The following is a 15,190-nucleotide window of genomic DNA, read 5'->3' on the forward strand; positions in this document are numbered from 1 at the left end:
AACCGCGACGGCAGAAGAAGATGGACGCATGACACGAGGCACGCTGCGCATCTACCTCGGCGCGGCCCCCGGCGTCGGCAAGACCATGGCGATGCTCGCCGAGGGCCGACGCCGGGCCGAGCGGGGGACGGACGTCGTCGTCGGTTTCTGCGAGACCCACGGGCGCACCGCGACGGCCGTCGCGCTCGAGGGCCTCGAGGTCATGCCGCGACTGCGGCGCGAGTACCGGGGCGCGACGCTCGAGGAGATGGACCTCGACGCCGTGCTCCGGCGCGCGCCGCAGGTCGCGCTCGTCGACGAACTCGCGCACACCAACGTGCCGGGCGGCCGCCACGAGAAGCGGTGGCAGGACGTCGAGGACCTGCTCGCGGCGGGCATCGACGTCGTCTCCACCGTCAACATCCAGCACCTCGAATCGCTCAACGACGCGGCGTTCGCCATCACCGGCGTGCTGCAGCGCGAGACGGTGCCGGATGTCGTCGTCCGGCGCGCCGAGCAGGTCGAACTCATCGACATGGCGCCCGAGGCACTGCGTCGGCGGATGGCGCACGGCAACGTCTACAAGCCGGAGAAGGTCGACGCGGCGCTCGCCAACTACTTCCGCCAGGGCAACCTGACGGCCCTGCGCGAGCTCGCGCTGCTGTGGCTCGCCGACCGCGTCGAGGAGAGCCTGACGGCCTACCGCAGCGACCATGACATCGTCGGTACGTGGCCGACACGTCACCGTGTCGTCGTCGCCCTCTCCGGTGGGCGCGAGGGCGCGACGCTGCTGCGCCGCGCCGCCCGCATTGCCGCGCGCGGCAGCGGCGGCGAGATGCACACCGTCTTCGTCGTGCGCGACGACGGCCTGCGCACCGCCGAGGCCGACGTCGTCAGCGGCCTGCGACGCCTCACCGAAGAGCTCGGCGGGACGTTCCACACCGTCAGCGGGCCCGACGCGGCCGAGGCCGTCCTGCACTACGCGCGCGGCGTCAACGCCGACCAGATCGTCGTCGGCCTCAGCCGGCGCTCGCGGGCCCAGGCGATGCTGCGTCCCGGCACGGGCGAGCGCATCATCGCGGGTTCGGGCGAGGACATCGACGTCCACGTCGTCACCCACGAGCTCGCGCACGTGGGCTCGTCACCGACCGAACGCGAGGGGTTGTCGACGCGCCGGGTGCGGCTCGGCTTCCTCACCTCGGTGACCGCCCCGGCGCTGCTGAGCGCCCTGCTCGTGCCGCTGCGCTCCGGTGTCGGGCTGCCGCTCATCGTGCAGCTGTACCTGCTGCTCACCGTGGTCGTCGCGCTCATCGGCGGGATGGCGCCCGCGATCACGGCCGGTGTGCTGTCGTCCCTGCTCATCAACTGGTTCTTCACCCCGCCCATCGGCACGCTGACGATCTCCGACCCACAGAACGTCGTCGCGCTCGTGCTCTTCGTCGTCATCGGCGCCGCCGTCTCGCTCGTCGTCCACGCGAGCGCCCGCCGGGCCGCCGACGTCAGCGCCTCGCACCAGGAGGCGACGGCGCTCGCCGAACTCAGCCACACGATGCTGTCCTCCGCCGACCAGCTCGCGCTGCTGCTCACGCGCTCGCTCGAGATGTTCGACCAGGACGCGGCGGCCGTCGTGCGCACCCGCGGGCCGGGTCGCAGCGTCATCGCCTCGACGGACGGCTACAGCGACGTCGCCGCGCAGGCGCTGCCGCGCGAGAAGACGACGGTCGAGCGCATCGACGACGAGCACGACCTCGTCCTCGTGGGGCGCCCCGTCCCCGCCGAGCGGCAGCGGCTGCTGGGGGCGTACGCGATGCACGCGGCGGCCGTGCTGCACCGTCGAGCGCTGCTCGACCTCGCCGAGTCGGCCGACACCCTCGTGCGCGACAACAAGGCGCGCACCGCGCTGCTGTCCGCCGTCTCCCACGATTTGCGCACGCCCCTGGCCGGCATCAAGGCCGCCGTCGGCAGCCTGCGCAGCGACGAGGTGACGTTCTCGCCGGAGGACCAGGCGGAACTGCTCGAAGCCGTCGAGACGTCGGCCGATCGGCTCGATGCGCTCATCGGCAACCTGCTCGACGCCTCACGGCTGCAGACCGGCGCGCTCGTCGCGAACCCGCGCGAGATCGACCTCGCCGAGGTCGTCACACCCGCGGTGCGCGCCCTCGAGACACCCGATCGCGTCACCTGGCACCTCGACGACGCCGCGCGCCACGTCGTCGCCGACCCCGGCCTGCTCGACCGCGTCCTCGCGAACGTCCTCGAGAACGCCCTGCGTCACGGCGGCAGCGACGGCGTTGTCGTGACGACGAGTGCGCTCGGCCCGCGCGTCGAACTACGCGTCGCCGACCACGGCCCCGGCATCCCCGACGAGGCGCGCGAAGAGATATTCCGGCCCTTCCAGCGCTACGGCGACGCACCCGCGGGTGACGGCATCGGGCTCGGTCTCGCCGTCGCGCGCGGCCTGACGGAGGCGATGGGCGGCATGCTGGAGGCGGAGACCACTCCCGGTGGAGGTGTCACGATGGTCATCGTCCTGCCGGCCGTGGCGAACGCAGCGGGTGCGACGAGCGAGGCCGAGCCCGGCGCTGAATCGGAACCCGAGTCGGCGCCCGAGGCCCGGCCCCAGGACGCTGAGGCCGACCAGCCGGTCGATACCCGGTTCGCAGACGCAACCACGCGCGGTGAGTCATGAGTGAACGAGTGCTCGTCGTCGACGACGACCCGACGATCGCGCGGACGCTGCGCATCAACCTCAAGGCGCGCGGCTTGGACGTCGAGACCGTCGGGTGCGGCCTCGATGCCCTCAGCACGTGCGCAGACGCGATGCCCGACCTCGTCGTCCTCGACCTGGGCCTGCCCGACCTCGACGGCGTCGACGTGCTGCGCCGACTGCGTCAGAGCTCGAGCGTGCCTGTCATCGTGTTGTCGGCTCGTCAGGAAGCCGATGACAAGGTCGAGGCGCTCGACGAGGGTGCCGACGACTACGTGACGAAACCGTTCGGCATCGAGGAGCTCATGGCGCGCGTGCGGGCCGCGCTGCGGCGAGGCGGCGCCGAACCGTCCGGCCCGGCGCCCGTCGTCACCGCGGACTTCTCGCTCGACTTCACGACGTACGAGGCGAGCGGGCCGACGGGGGCCGTCCACCTCACGCCGACGGAGTGGCGCCTGCTCGCCGAACTCGCGCGCCACCGCGGGCGCGTCGTGCCGCGCGAACAACTGCTGCGCGCCGTGTGGGGGCCGCAGTACGGGCGCGAGTCGAACTACCTGCGCGTCTACTGCGGGCAGCTGCGTCGCAAGCTCGAACCCGAACCGTCCCTCCCGCGCTGGATCGTCACCGAACCCGGCATCGGCTACGTGCTGCGCTGACGCGCCGCGCAGGGCTCGTCAGTGCGCCTTCGCCGTCAGCGTGATGAGTGTCGCCTCGGGACGGCAGGCGAAGCGCACGGGCGTGTACTTGTTGTGTCCGAGCCCGGCGGAGACGTGCAGCCACGCCGCGTCGTCGGGCGTGGCGGACGACGGCAGCGCGGTGCGGCGCCGTTCGCGCGCCGTAGCCTCCGAGCGCGAGACCGAGTCGTTGTGCACGCGGTGGGCGTCGAGGACGTCGAAGCGCTCGCCGATCTCGGCGGCGGAGTCGAGGGGCGAGCCGTCCGTTGCGAGCGCACCCGGCCCGATCGGCACGGCCTGCGTCGAGTCGACGCCGGACGCGCCGGGCCACCAGCGCGAGACGCCCTTGACGCGCGAGGTGTCGAGGTCGCAGTTCGTCACGAGCGCGCCGTGGAACGGCACGCACAGCTGCCCGCCGTGCGTGTGACCGGCGATGACGGCGTCCGCGCCGTCGGCCGTCATCGCGTCGAGCACGCGCGTGTACGGCGCGTGGACGACGCCGATCGTCGCGGCCACCTCACCTCGGCGCGACGCGGCCTCACCGGCGACCTGCGCGTAGTCGTCGTACTCGAGGTGCGGGTCGTCGACGCCGAGAAGCTCCAGCGCCACGCCGTCAGCCCCCACCCGCACCCGCTCGCGTCGATGCGTGAGGTCGAGCCAGCCGCCCGCGGTGAAACCGTCACGCAACTGGGCGATGTCGAACTCACCCGTCTGCATCGCCGCGCCCTTGGCATGCGAGTCGTCGAAGTAGCGCAGGGGGTTCTTGAGCTTGGGGTAGAAGTAGTCGTTCGAACCGAAGACGAACGCGCCGGGAAACTCCATGAGCGGCCCCATCGCGCGCAGCGCAGCGGGGATGGCGTGCTCGTCGCTGAGGTTGTCGCCGGTGTTGATGACGAAGTCGGGTTCGAGCCGCGCGAGCTGACGCACCCACTGGATGCGTCGTTCCTGACGCGGCACGATGTGCAGGTCGCTGACGTGCAGCACCCGCAGCGGCGCCGTCCCGGGGGCGAGCACCGGCATCTCGACGCGGCGCAGCGCGTACCAGTTGCGCTCGATGAGCGAGGCCCAGGCCAGCGCCGCCGTACCGCCGGCGGCCGTGCCTGCAGCGGCCAGCGACAGCGCGCGGGGGAGGGGGCGGGCGGGGAAACTCATGCGGGGATTCTCGCACCGGGGTGGAAGAATGACCGCATGAACGCAACCGGTGCCACCACCTTGAAGGCCACTCTCCACACCGACCTGACCGACGCGATCCGCGAGCGCGATCAGGTGCGTAGCGCGACGTTGCGCATGGTCCTGACGGCCGTGTCGAACGCCGAGGTCGCAGGCAAGGAGCACCGTGAGTTGAGCGATGACGAGGTGCTCGCCGTCATCGTCAAGGAGGCGAAGAAGCGCCGCGAGGCGGCTGACGCCTACGTCGGCGCCGGGCGCACCGAGCTCGCCGAGAAGGAGAACGCCGAACTTGCGTGCCTCGAGGGGTACCTGCCGAAGCAGCTGAGCGACGACGAGATCGACGCGATCGTCGCCGAGGCCGTCAGCGCCACGGGCGCATCCGGCATGAAAGACATGGGCAAGGTGATGGGCGTCGTCAAGCCCAAGATCGGCGAGCAGGCAGAGGGTGGGCGCGTCGCGGCGGTCGTCAAGAAGGCGCTCGCGGGCTGATCACTTGCTGCGGGCTCAGGTGCCCGAATGGCGGTGAGGGCCGTGCCGACCCCAGCGGTCGGCACGGCCCTCAGCGTTCGTGCACGTCTCAGCTCTCGCGGCGGATGCCTGCGGCGGCCTCGTCGGCGCGCGCCATCTTGAACAGGGTCGCCCACGACTTGACGTCCGGACGGCGACGCAGCAGCGCGCGGCGCTCACGCTCCGTCATGCCGCCCCAGACGCCGTACTCGGTGCGGTTGTCGAGCGCGTCGGCGAGGCATTCGGCGACGACGGGGCAGCGCTGACAGATCGTCTTCGCCGACTGCTGCGCAGCCCCCTTGGCGAACAGTTCGTCAGGTGCCGCCGCGGCGCACTGGGCGCGGGCGGCCCAGTTGTCGTCCCAGACGGGCGTCTGCATCTCTTCTTCGGCCATGATCGTCATCGGTGCCCTCCCCTTGTTGGTGCGGATGACGGTGTGGCGTGCGCCACATACAAAGGTTGCTATACGCACAGTAGGCGTGGTTACTGGTGAGTTTCCATGGGGATTGAGTACCAAAAACGTTAGTACACGCGGTCGGCGCGGGGCGCGCCGAACCGCGCCTCGAAGGCTTTGACAGGCTGCTCCGATACGCTGAGCGGCATGCGTGGAAAGTCTCCTGGCGCCGATGCGTCGGCCAAGAAGCAAGCCCGGAAGAAATCTGACGGTGGCCGTCAGCGTTCTGCGATGGGCTCGGTTCTCAGCCTCCTCGGCGCGTTCGTCGCCACCTCGATGGCGCTGGGCCTGCTCTTCGCGGGCCTGCTCATCCCCGCCACGGGCCTCGCGGGCGCGAGCGTCAAGGGTGGCGTCAAGGAGTTCGACGACATGTCGGGCACGCTCACCGAAAACGCGTTGAGCCAGCAGTCGAAGATCCTGGCGAAGGACGGCTCCGTCATCGCCGCCCCGTACGACGAGAACCGCATCGTGGTGGCGTCGTCGGCCATCCCCAAGGTGATGAAGGACGCTCAGGTCGCCATCGAGGACGAGCGCTTCTACGAGCACGGCGCCCTCGACCAGCGCGGCCTCGCACGCGCCGTGGCCTCGAACCTCGTGTCGTCGAGCACGCAGGGCGCCTCGACGCTGACGCAGCAGTACGTCAAGGTCGCGGCCCAGCGCGCCGCGATCGAGAGCGGCGACAAGGAAGAGGCGAAGAAGGCCGTCGCGCAGCACGGCACCGACGCCTACGTCCGCAAGATCAAGCAGCTCAAGATGGCGGTCGAGCTGGAGAAGACGCACACGAAGGATCAGATCCTCACGAGCTACCTCAACCTCGTCTTCTTCGGTGACGGCACGTACGGCATCGAAGCCGCCTCCCAGCATTACTTCGACCACCCGGCGAAGGATCTGACGCTGCCCGAGGCCGCGACGCTCGCGGGCGTCGTCAACCTGCCGGGTTCGACCGACCCGGTGCACAACCCGAAGGCCGCGGTGAAGCGCCGCAACATCGTCCTGCAGAAGATGATCGACCAGGGCAAGGTGAGCGAGACCGAGGGCAAGGCGGCCATCGCGAGTCCACTCAAGACGAACGTCACGAACGTCGCCGGTGGCGGTGGCTGCCAGGGCAGCAAGTACCCGTACTTCTGCGACTACGTCACCGACTGGGTCGCCGACCAGCCCGCGCTCGGCGCGAACCGCAAGGAGCGCCTCGCCAAGCTGAAGACGGGCGGCCTGACGATCCAGACGTCGCTCGACCCCCAGAAGATGTCGGCCCTCGACTCGAACCTCAAGAAGCGCGTGCCCACCGGCAACGGCGCCGACGTGCAGGCGGCGGGCGTCATCATCGAACCCGGCACGGGTCTCGTCCAGGCCATGGCGCAGAATGCCAAGTACGACGTCGCCGGATCGAACCACTTCTCGACGTCCGTCGACTGGGTCCGCTCGGGCTTCCCCATCGGTTCGACGGCGAAGATCTTCGCCATCGTCGAGGCGATGCGTCAGGGCCGCGCCGTCGACTCGACGGTGAACGTTCCCGCCATGAACGGCACGAAGGACGGGCGCCCGGTCTACAACTTCACGTCGAAGACGTTCCCCGGCCAGTGCGGTCAGGGTGCCGGCAACTGGTCCGTCGGAAACGACCACCCGGTGCCGTCCGGCCCGATGAGCCTGAGCAAGGCCACTGCCGAATCGGTCAACACCGCCTTCGGAGCCCTCGTGGCGTCGCTGGGGCCGTGCAAGGTGCGGGACACCTTCAAACTCATGGGTGTTCAGGCCCGTGACCTCAAGACGGGCGGGTGGCGAGACATCCGTCGCGACCCCTCGTCGATCGTGCTCGGCTCCGACTCGTCCTCGCCGATGATGATGGCCAACGCGTTCGCCACCGTCGCGGCGGACGGCAAGTACTGCGCACCCCGCCCCGTCGTCTCGATCAAGCGGGCGAACGGCAAGCCGGTGGCGCTCAAGGTCGAGGCGTGCAAGCAGGTCATCAGCCAGCAGGAGGCTCGCGGAACGGCGAAGATCTTCACACACGTATTCGACAGCGACGGCACCGCCTCTGATGCCAAGCTGGCCGACGGGCGGGAAGCTTTCGGCAAGACCGGTACGGTCGACGGATCCCTGCACACGTGGTTCGTCGGCTCGACGAAGCAGCTCTCCACGGCCGTCTGGGTGGGTCGCGGTTTCGACAACAAGAACCCGATCAAGAACGTCTCCATCGGGGGCAAGCACATCGGCACCTTCCTGTACGGCGGCGACATCGCGGCGCCGGTGTGGAAGGAGACGATGGACACGATTTCGAAGGGCATGCCCAAGGCGAAGCTCGCCGAACCCGACGAGGCGACCAAGCAGGGCGACGAGGTAAGCGTCCCCGACGTCAAGGGCAAGAGCGAGGCGGACGCGAAGTCGACACTCGAGAAGGCCGGTTTCCTCGTCACCGTGTCGAAGCAGAACTCCGGTGACGTCTCCGGCGGGCAGGCGTTCAAGACCGACCCTGCGGCCGGCCAGAAGCTCGGCAAGGGCAAGAAGATCACGCTGTACGTCAAGCCCTGATCGTCAGGTGCTGGGCACCGACTGACGCAGGCTCGCGAGGCCCACCCCGTCCTGGGGTGGGCCTCGCGCCGTCATGGGGTGGGGTCTGCCTCGGGCCGCTTCGACCGTGACGGCGGTGGGTGGCTCTAGGGTGGAGGCATGCAGAAATGGGAATACTTCACCGCGCCGATCATGATCCACGCCACGCAGCAGATCCTCAACAACTTCGGTGAGGACGGCTGGGAGCTCGTGCAGATCGTGCCCGGCCCCGACGGCAACGGTCTCGTCGGCTACTTCAAGCGCCCCAAGGCCTGAGCGATGAGCGCGATCGAGAAGCGTCTCGCGGAGCTCGGGTTCGAACTGCCCGAGGTCGCAGCGCCCGTCGCCGCCTACGTCCCGGCGGTTCGTGACGGCGACCACGTCCACACCTCCGGCCAGTTGCCCATGGTCGCCGGCAAGCTGCCGCTGACGGGCAAGGTCGGTGCCGAGGTCAGCGCCGAGCAGGCCACCGAGCTCGCTCGCACGTGTGCGCTCAACGCGCTCGCGGCGATCAAGAGCGTCATCGGCGACCTCGATCGCGTGACGCGCGTCGTCAAGGTCGTCGGGTTCGTCGCCAGCAACCCGTCGTTCACGGCCCAGCCGGGCGTCGTCAACGGCGCCTCGCACCTGCTCGGCGATGTCTTCGGCGACGCCGGCGTGCACGCGCGCTCGGCCGTCGGCGTGGCCGTCCTGCCCCTCGACGCACCGGTCGAGGTCGAGATCACCGTCGCCGTTCGCGACTGAGGGACCCCGTGACCACGTCGTCGCAGGTGCGCGAGTTCCCGATCGGGCCGTTCCGCGAGTCGGCCATGCGCTGGCTCGACGCCGTCGGCCGGGGCGAGCCGGGCGACGAGGCGACGCCCTCGCAGGCGGCTACCGTCATGCTCGTGCGCGGTGAACCGCTTGAGGTCTTCATGATCGAGCGCGCCTCGACGATGGACTTCGCGCCGTCGACGTGGGTGTTTCCCGGTGGGCGGGTCGACGCAGCCGATGAGGACGTCGTGAAGGCCGGGTTGCTCGACGGTTTCGACGCCGAGGACGCGGGGCGCGACCTCGGGATCGACGCCGACGCGGCAGGCGCCGTCGTCGTGTGCGCCCTGCGGGAGTTGTTCGAGGAGGCGGGCGTGCTGCTCGTCGACACGAACGTACGCGGGAACGCAGTCGGCGACGGAGCCGACGCTGGGCTCGCAGCTGAGACGGATGGCCCGGCCGAGGCTGCTGGGCCTGACGTTGAGCTACGCACGCGCCTCGAGGCGCACGAGGTGACGTTCGTCGACGTGCTCGCCGGGCGGCGACTGCGCGCCGACCTCGTCGCGGCCGTCGACCGCTGGGTCACCCCGCCGTTCGAGAAACGACGCTTCGACACGTGGTTCTTCACGGCGTTGCTGCCGGAGGGCGCCGTCGCCGATGCCGTCTCGCGTGAGTCGCAGCGTGGCCGCTGGGTGCGCCCGCGGGAGATGCTCGACGAGATGGCGGCCGGGCACGTCCGCCTCCTGCCGCCGACCCGCACCGGTCTGGAGCGGCTGACGCGCGCCGCGAGCGCGTCCGAGGCCCTGACGCAGGCGCGTGCTGCAACGTTCGAACCGACCCGTCCCGAACCGCTCATGGGCCCCGACGGCCCGAACCTGCGAGCCCGCATCAACCTCTGAGGGAGCACCTTCCGTGACCGACCAGGCGACCACGCATCCACTGCCCCCTGGCGTGCTTCACGTGCGCTGCGACAACCCGAGCGCCATGACGCTGAGTGGCACGAACAGCTATGTCATCACGCGAGCTGACGGCGTTGCCGACGGCGGCGAGCGCGCGCTCGTCATCGACCCGGGGCCGGACGAGCACGGGCACGTCGGTGCACTCGTCGACGCGGTGCGCGGCGTGAGTAACGTCGACGTCCTGCTCACGCATCATCACGACGATCACGAAGGCGGCGCGGCGAGGCTCGTCGAGCTGCTGTCCGAGGCAGGCGTCGGCGCGCGCGTCTGGGGCGGCGCACAGGGTATCCCGCTCGTCGACGGGCAGATCTTCGACGACGTCCAGGTCGTCCTCGCGCCCGGTCATACTGCGGATTCGGTCGCGTATGTGCTCGAACGCGACGGCGATGTCGTGCTGCTCAGCGGCGACACGCTGCTCGGCGGCAGCAGTTCGTTCATCGCCCACCCCGACGGCGACCTCACCGACTACCTCGTGACGCTCGACGTGCTCGAAGCGGCCCTCGAGGCGACCCCCGGCGCCGTGCTGGCGCCCGGGCACGGCGACGTCGGCGGCGACGCCCTCGCCGTCATCGACGCGTACCGGCATCACCGCAACGAGCGGCTCGACGGGGTGCGGGCCGCGCTCGCCCAGGCACCGTCCGACGCTGATGACGCCGCGCGCGTCGACGCCGTCATCGACGGTGTGTACGGCGGCGTCGACGCGGCCCTACGCCCCGCCGTCGAAGCCGTCGCCGCGGCGCAGTTGACGCATCTGACGCGTATCGGCGAAGTCTGAATCAAGCGCTGACGGACGTCGAAGGCCGCCCCACCGATTCGGTGGGGCGGCCTTCGACGCGTGGGGGTAGCCTCAGCGAGCGCGACGCTGCAGACGCTCGACGTCGAGCAGCGTGACGGCGCGCGCCTCGAGCTTGAGCCAGCCGCGTCCGGCGAAGTCGGCGAGGGCCTTGTTGACCGTCTCGCGCGAGGCACCGACGAGCTGCGCCAGCTCCTCCTGCGTCAGGTCGTGTGCGACGAGGACGCCACCGTCGACCTGGCGACCGAAGCGGCTCGCCAGGTCGAGCAGCGCCTTGGCGACGCGGCCGGGAACGTCGGTGAAGACAAGGTCGCCGAGCGCCTCGTTGGTACGGCGCAGGCGGCGCGCGATCGAACCGAGCAGCTTGACGGCGACCTCGGGACGCGTCGAGACGAACTCGGTGAGCTCGGCGTGCCCGAGCCCGACGAGGTCGGTGCCGGCGACGGCGGTCGCCGTCGTCGTGCGGGCGCCCGGGTCGAAGAGGCTGAGCTCACCGAACATCTCGCCGGGGCCGAGCACGGCGAGCAGGTTCTCCCGGCCGTCGGGGGAGCGGCGGCCGAGCTTCACCTTGCCGGAGGTGATGACGTAGAGCCGGTCGCCGGGCTCGCCCTCCTCGAACAGCACGTCACCACGTTCGATGCGCGCACGCGACATGCGCTGAAGAAGAGCCTGCGCATCCTCGTCGCTCAGCGCAGCGAAGAGGGGGGCCTGACGCACAACATCGATGTCCACCTCTCCATCCTGCCACGTTTCGCGTGACGGGCCACACAGCACAGCTGTTTACTCCTGGGCGACGTGTTGTGACGGCCCCCACCCACGGGCCGTCGGAGGGGGTTGTCAGCGCTGCGTTCTAGGGTGTGAGCATGAGTTCTTCCCCGTCCGCTCCGGCCGGCGACGCAGGCCCGGCGGCCCCCTCGTCAGGGCCCTCGACGTCGCCCGCGCGCAGGATGCCGCGCCGTGCTGCCGCGCGCCCCGAGACGCACACGGCGCTCGTGCGTCAGGCGCGTCGCATCTACCGCACGCTGATCGCCCAGTACCCGTACGCACGAGCGGAACTCGACTTCGAGTCGCCGCTCGAACTGCTCGTCGCCACCGTCATCTCGGCGCAGACCACCGACGTCGGCGTCAACAAGGTGACGCCGGTGCTGTTCGCGCGCTACCCCGATGCCGCGGCGCTCGCGAGCGCCGATCCGGCTGAGATGGAGGAGATCCTGCGTCCGACGGGGTTCTATCGCGCCAAGACGCGCGCCGTCATCAAGCTGAGCCAGGACATCGTCGAGCGCTTCGACGGTGAGGTGCCCGGCCGGCTCGACGACCTCGTGACCCTGCCCGGTGTCGGCCGCAAGACGGCGAACGTCGTGCTCGGCAATGCGTTCGGCGTGCCCGGCATCACCGTCGACACGCACTTCGGGCGGCTCGCGCGCCGGTTCGGGTGGACGACGTCCGACGACCCCGTCAAGGTCGAGGCCGAGGTAGGTGCGCTGTTCCCGAAGAAGGACTGGACGATGCTCAGCCACGTCGTCATCTTCCACGGCCGACGCATCTGCCACGCCCGTCGCCCGGCGTGCGGGGTGTGCCCGGTGGCGCAGTGGTGCCCGTCGTTCGGCGAGGGGGAGATCGACGCCGATGCAGCCCGCAAGCTGCTCAAGTACGAACTGGCCGTGCCGAAGGGCGGTGAGGCCCTCGTCGGCCTCCTCGTCGACGGCGCCGAACCTGACGCCTCGTTCTCGACCGGGCATCGAGGAACTCCGACCGTCCCGCGGCACTCGGGGCTCGCGTGATGACGGACGCGCCCGAGGCGCCGGCTTGGTTGCATCGCGTCCACGAGCTCGGCTCGTCGGACCGGCTGCGCGGTGCCTGGCCGTCGCCGGAGCCCGGGGCCCGTGAGTCGGCCGTCCTCATCCTCTTCGGGCCGACGGACGGCGCGCTGGCGGGGCTCGAGTCGCTCGACGAGCAGGGCGGGGGCGTCGATGTCGTCCTCACCCAGCGCGCGGATGCGATGCGCACGCATGCGGGGCAGGTCTCGTTTCCCGGCGGGGGAGTCGAGCACGACGACGCAGACGCCGTCGCCACAGCGCTGCGTGAGGCGCACGAGGAGATCGGTCTGTCGCCGGCGGGCGTCGAGGTGCTCGGAGCGCTGGCACCAGTCGCGCTGACGGTGACGAACTTCGCCGTCACGCCGGTGCTGGCGTGGTGGCAGCAGCCGTCGCCGGTCGCCGCGCTCGACCCGATCGAGGTGGCACACGTCGCGCGGGTGCGCGTCAGCGACCTCGTCGATCCGGCCAATCGCCACACCGCGACGCATCCGCGCGGTTTCGCCGGGCCGGCGTTCACCGTCGACGGGCTGTACGTGTGGGGTTTCACAGCGTTCCTGCTCGACGCCGTGGTCACCGCTGCGGGGCTCGCCCGCGCCTGGAACACCGGTGACCGCCGCCAGGTGCCGCAGCGGTTCCTGCGCTGACGTCGGCGGTCGCCTGGAGCGGTGGCGTTCCTGGGGGCGTCCAGATCATGCGGGTATGACGAAGGCGGCCCCCCGCATGGGGAGCCGCCTTCGTCGAGCGTCCGACGTGAGGGTCAGACGTGGTGGATCACTTGGCGGGCTTGATGGCCGCGACCGTCGCCTGCGCGTTCTCGATCGTCTTCTCGGGCTTGCCCTTGATCTTCTTGAGGGCCTTGATGCCGATGAGCGCGAGCACCGCGGCGACGACGGCGAGGATGCCGGCGACGATGAGGAATCCGGCCCACGGGTTCCAGCCGAAGATGTTCGACAGGCCGTAGGCGAGGGACGTCAGCAGGAAGCCGAGCATGAAGAGTGCAAGGACGCCCGCCGCAGCGAGCATCCCGCCGCCCTTGCCGGCCTTCTGCGCATCCGCCTTGATCTCGACCTTCGCGAGGTCGATCTCACCCTTGACGATGTTCTGCAGGTCGGTGGTGGCGTCCGAGACGAGCTGACCCAGCGTGCGCTCGGTGCCTCGCGTGGTGTTGAGAGCCATGGGGTTTTCTCCTGTCAGCAGGCACTCGCTCGAGCTCGAGTGAGGTGGCCTGGCGCGTCAGACAATTCGTACTTGCCCCACAGACTACCGATTCGTGGGGTTTCGCGCCCACCGGGCCACAGGATGAGGCGTGTCGGTGGGCTGCGGGCGGGTCAGGCCGTGCTGGGGCGCTGGTAGACGTCGGGGATGCCGTCGTGGTTGTCGTCCCGCTCTTCCTCCTCGGCGAGCTGGGCGTAGACGCGGTTGCGTCGTGCCAGCACGATGCTGGCGAGCGCAGCCGACAGCAGGCTGCCGAGCAGGACGCCGATCTTGACGTGGTCGTCGGCGGAACTGCCTGATCCGAACGCGAGTTCACCGATGAGCAGGCTGACGGTGAAGCCGATGCCGCCGAGCAGGCTGAGGCCGAAGACGTCGCTCCACGTGAGGTTGTCGTCGAGTTCGGCGCGTGTGAACTTGCTGACGAGGAACGTGCTGCCGAAGATGCCGACCGCCTTGCCGAGCACGAGCCCGGCGATGACGCCGATCGTCACGGCGTCCGTCAGCGTGTCGGTGATGCTCGTGCCGACGACGGTGACGCCCGTCGAGAAGAACGCGAAGACGGGCACCGCGAAACCGGCGGAGTAGGGGTGCAGGCGCTGCTCCATGCGGTCGGCGATCGCGCGCTTGCCCTTGACCGGCACGAGCAGGCCGAGGACGACACCGGCGATCGTCGCGTGAATGCCCGAGTTGAGCACGCACACCCACGCGGCGATGGCCAGCACTCCGAGGACGACGGGGTTCTTGAGGCCCCGCTGAACGGCGACGCCGAAGAGCGCGATCGGCACGATGGCCACGACGAGCCACGTCAGCGAGAAGCCGTGGCTGTAGAAGATCGCGATGATCGTGATGGCGATGAGGTCGTCGACGACCGCGAGGGTGAGCAGGAACGAACGCAACGCCGTCGGCAGGTGCGAGCCGATGACGGCGAGCACCGCCAGCGCGAACGCGATGTCGGTGGCCGTCGGGATCGCCCACCCCTGCGCGCCGTCGCCACCGGCATTGATGGCGGCGTAGATGAGAGCGGGGACGGCGACGCCGCACACGGCCGCGATGACGGGAACCGCCGCAGCCGAGGGGTTCTTGAGATCGCCGACGACGAACTCGTGCTTGAGCTCGAGGCCGACGACGAAGAAGAACAGTGCGAGCAGACCGTCGGCCGCCCAGTGCGCGACGGACATGTTGAGCCCGAGGAAGTGCGGGCCGATGTGCGCGTCGCGCAGCACCTCATAGCTGTGGCTCCACGGCGAGTTCGCCCACGTCAGCGCAGCCACGGCAGCCATGAGCAGCAGGACGCCACCGATGGTCTCCGTCTGGAGCAGTTCCTTGACGCGCCTCGCCTCGGGCCACGTGCCGCGGGTGAACATTCGCTTGGCCATGCGACCTGCCGTCGCGACGGGGGCTTGGTGCGCGTAGGTCTTGAAGTCCTCGAACTCCGGCGGCTCGTCACTCATCGGAGGGAGGGGGTTCTTGTTGCCGGGCATGGGCGGCTCCTCGGGGGTAGCGCTGAGCAGGGGCACCCGGTGGCTCGTGAGCACTTCTCGGGCGGCCGACCAGACTTCCCGGCACACCAATTGCTGAGAATTCTAGGGGAGTTCGCCCCACGTCCGATCCGACGTCC

General features: G+C 70.1%; 15 protein-coding genes. 10 read left to right on the forward strand and 5 right to left on the reverse strand.

The window, feature by feature from the left end; genetic code table 11:
- Positions 1-28: 28 nt before the first annotated feature.
- Together ABH936_RS08980 and ABH936_RS08985 are read left to right on the forward strand one after the other, a co-directional pair.
- A complete protein-coding gene (locus ABH936_RS08980) occupies positions 29-2,668 on the forward strand; it encodes an ATP-binding protein (protein ID WP_144707620.1) in 2,640 nt (879 codons plus the stop codon).
- The gene (locus ABH936_RS08985) at positions 2,665-3,342 is read left to right on the forward strand and encodes a response regulator transcription factor (protein ID WP_404603059.1); all 678 of its coding nucleotides are present in this window, start codon (positions 2,665-2,667) and stop codon (positions 3,340-3,342) included. Before ABH936_RS08980 ends, ABH936_RS08985 begins: the two co-directional genes overlap by 4 nt.
- An 18-nt stretch (positions 3,343-3,360) precedes the next feature.
- Here ABH936_RS08985 and ABH936_RS08990 read toward each other — a convergent pair whose 3' ends face one another.
- Positions 3,361-4,512 (reverse strand): metallophosphoesterase, encoded by a 1,152-nt coding sequence (locus tag ABH936_RS08990; protein ID WP_404603060.1) that lies wholly within the window; start codon positions 4,510-4,512, stop codon positions 3,361-3,363.
- A 36-nt stretch (positions 4,513-4,548) separates the two neighbouring features.
- On the opposite strand from ABH936_RS08990, the gene ABH936_RS08995 reads away from it, so the two are divergent.
- Complete coding sequence (locus ABH936_RS08995) at positions 4,549-5,019, forward strand: GatB/YqeY domain-containing protein (protein WP_404603061.1); 471 nt, start codon at positions 4,549-4,551, stop codon at positions 5,017-5,019.
- 88 nt (positions 5,020-5,107) lie between these two features.
- Here ABH936_RS08995 and ABH936_RS09000 read toward each other — a convergent pair whose 3' ends face one another.
- Complete coding sequence (locus ABH936_RS09000) at positions 5,108-5,440, reverse strand: WhiB family transcriptional regulator (protein WP_006943975.1); 333 nt, start codon at positions 5,438-5,440, stop codon at positions 5,108-5,110.
- 198 nt (positions 5,441-5,638) lie between these two features.
- Between ABH936_RS09000 and ABH936_RS09005 the strand changes: the two genes are divergently transcribed.
- From ABH936_RS09005 to ABH936_RS09025, 5 genes are all read left to right on the forward strand, one after another.
- Complete coding sequence (locus ABH936_RS09005; protein WP_404603062.1) at positions 5,639-8,020, forward strand: transglycosylase domain-containing protein; 2,382 nt, start codon at positions 5,639-5,641, stop codon at positions 8,018-8,020.
- 138 nt (positions 8,021-8,158) lie between these two features.
- Positions 8,159-8,314 carry a DUF4177 domain-containing protein gene (locus ABH936_RS09010; RefSeq protein ID WP_118914533.1) on the forward strand — a complete coding sequence of 52 codons (156 nt, stop codon included), beginning with the start codon at positions 8,159-8,161 and terminating at the stop codon, positions 8,312-8,314.
- 3 nt (positions 8,315-8,317) lie between these two features.
- Entirely contained in the window at positions 8,318-8,782 is a 465-nt protein-coding gene (locus ABH936_RS09015) for a RidA family protein (protein WP_259880256.1), read from the forward strand.
- A gap of 8 nt (positions 8,783-8,790) precedes the next feature.
- The gene (locus tag ABH936_RS09020) at positions 8,791-9,687 is read left to right on the forward strand and encodes an NUDIX hydrolase (RefSeq protein ID WP_404603063.1); all 897 of its coding nucleotides are present in this window, start codon (positions 8,791-8,793) and stop codon (positions 9,685-9,687) included.
- An 85-nt stretch (positions 9,688-9,772) separates the two neighbouring features.
- Complete coding sequence (locus tag ABH936_RS09025; protein WP_404603064.1) at positions 9,773-10,522, forward strand: MBL fold metallo-hydrolase; 750 nt, start codon at positions 9,773-9,775, stop codon at positions 10,520-10,522.
- 72 nt (positions 10,523-10,594) lie between these two features.
- Here the strand turns inward: ABH936_RS09025 and ABH936_RS09030 are convergent, their stop codons facing one another.
- Positions 10,595-11,272 carry a Crp/Fnr family transcriptional regulator gene (locus ABH936_RS09030; RefSeq protein WP_006943962.1) on the reverse strand — a complete coding sequence of 226 codons (678 nt, stop codon included), beginning with the start codon at positions 11,270-11,272 and terminating at the stop codon, positions 10,595-10,597.
- 215 nt (positions 11,273-11,487) lie between these two features.
- Between ABH936_RS09030 and nth the strand changes: the two genes are divergently transcribed.
- Together nth and ABH936_RS09040 are read left to right on the forward strand one after the other, a co-directional pair.
- Positions 11,488-12,321: an endonuclease III gene (gene nth / locus ABH936_RS09035; protein ID WP_136788534.1), complete on the forward strand. Its 834-nt coding sequence runs from the start codon at positions 11,488-11,490 to the stop codon at positions 12,319-12,321.
- Complete coding sequence (locus ABH936_RS09040; RefSeq protein WP_243754727.1) at positions 12,321-13,001, forward strand: CoA pyrophosphatase; 681 nt, start codon at positions 12,321-12,323, stop codon at positions 12,999-13,001. Before nth ends, ABH936_RS09040 begins: the two co-directional genes overlap by 1 nt.
- A 127-nt stretch (positions 13,002-13,128) precedes the next feature.
- On the opposite strand, the gene ABH936_RS09045 is transcribed toward ABH936_RS09040, so the two are convergent.
- A complete protein-coding gene (locus tag ABH936_RS09045) occupies positions 13,129-13,533 on the reverse strand; it encodes a phage holin family protein (RefSeq protein ID WP_006943992.1) in 405 nt (134 codons plus the stop codon).
- Between the two features lie 152 nt (positions 13,534-13,685).
- The gene (nhaA, locus tag ABH936_RS09050) at positions 13,686-15,053 is read right to left on the reverse strand and encodes a Na+/H+ antiporter NhaA (protein WP_131941719.1); all 1,368 of its coding nucleotides are present in this window, start codon (positions 15,051-15,053) and stop codon (positions 13,686-13,688) included.
- Positions 15,054-15,190: the final 137 nt, after the last annotated feature.

It is taken from the genome of Dermacoccus sp. GAS27A (assembly GCF_044909235.1).
Classification (GTDB): domain Bacteria; phylum Actinomycetota; class Actinomycetes; order Actinomycetales; family Dermatophilaceae; genus Dermacoccus; species Dermacoccus nishinomiyaensis.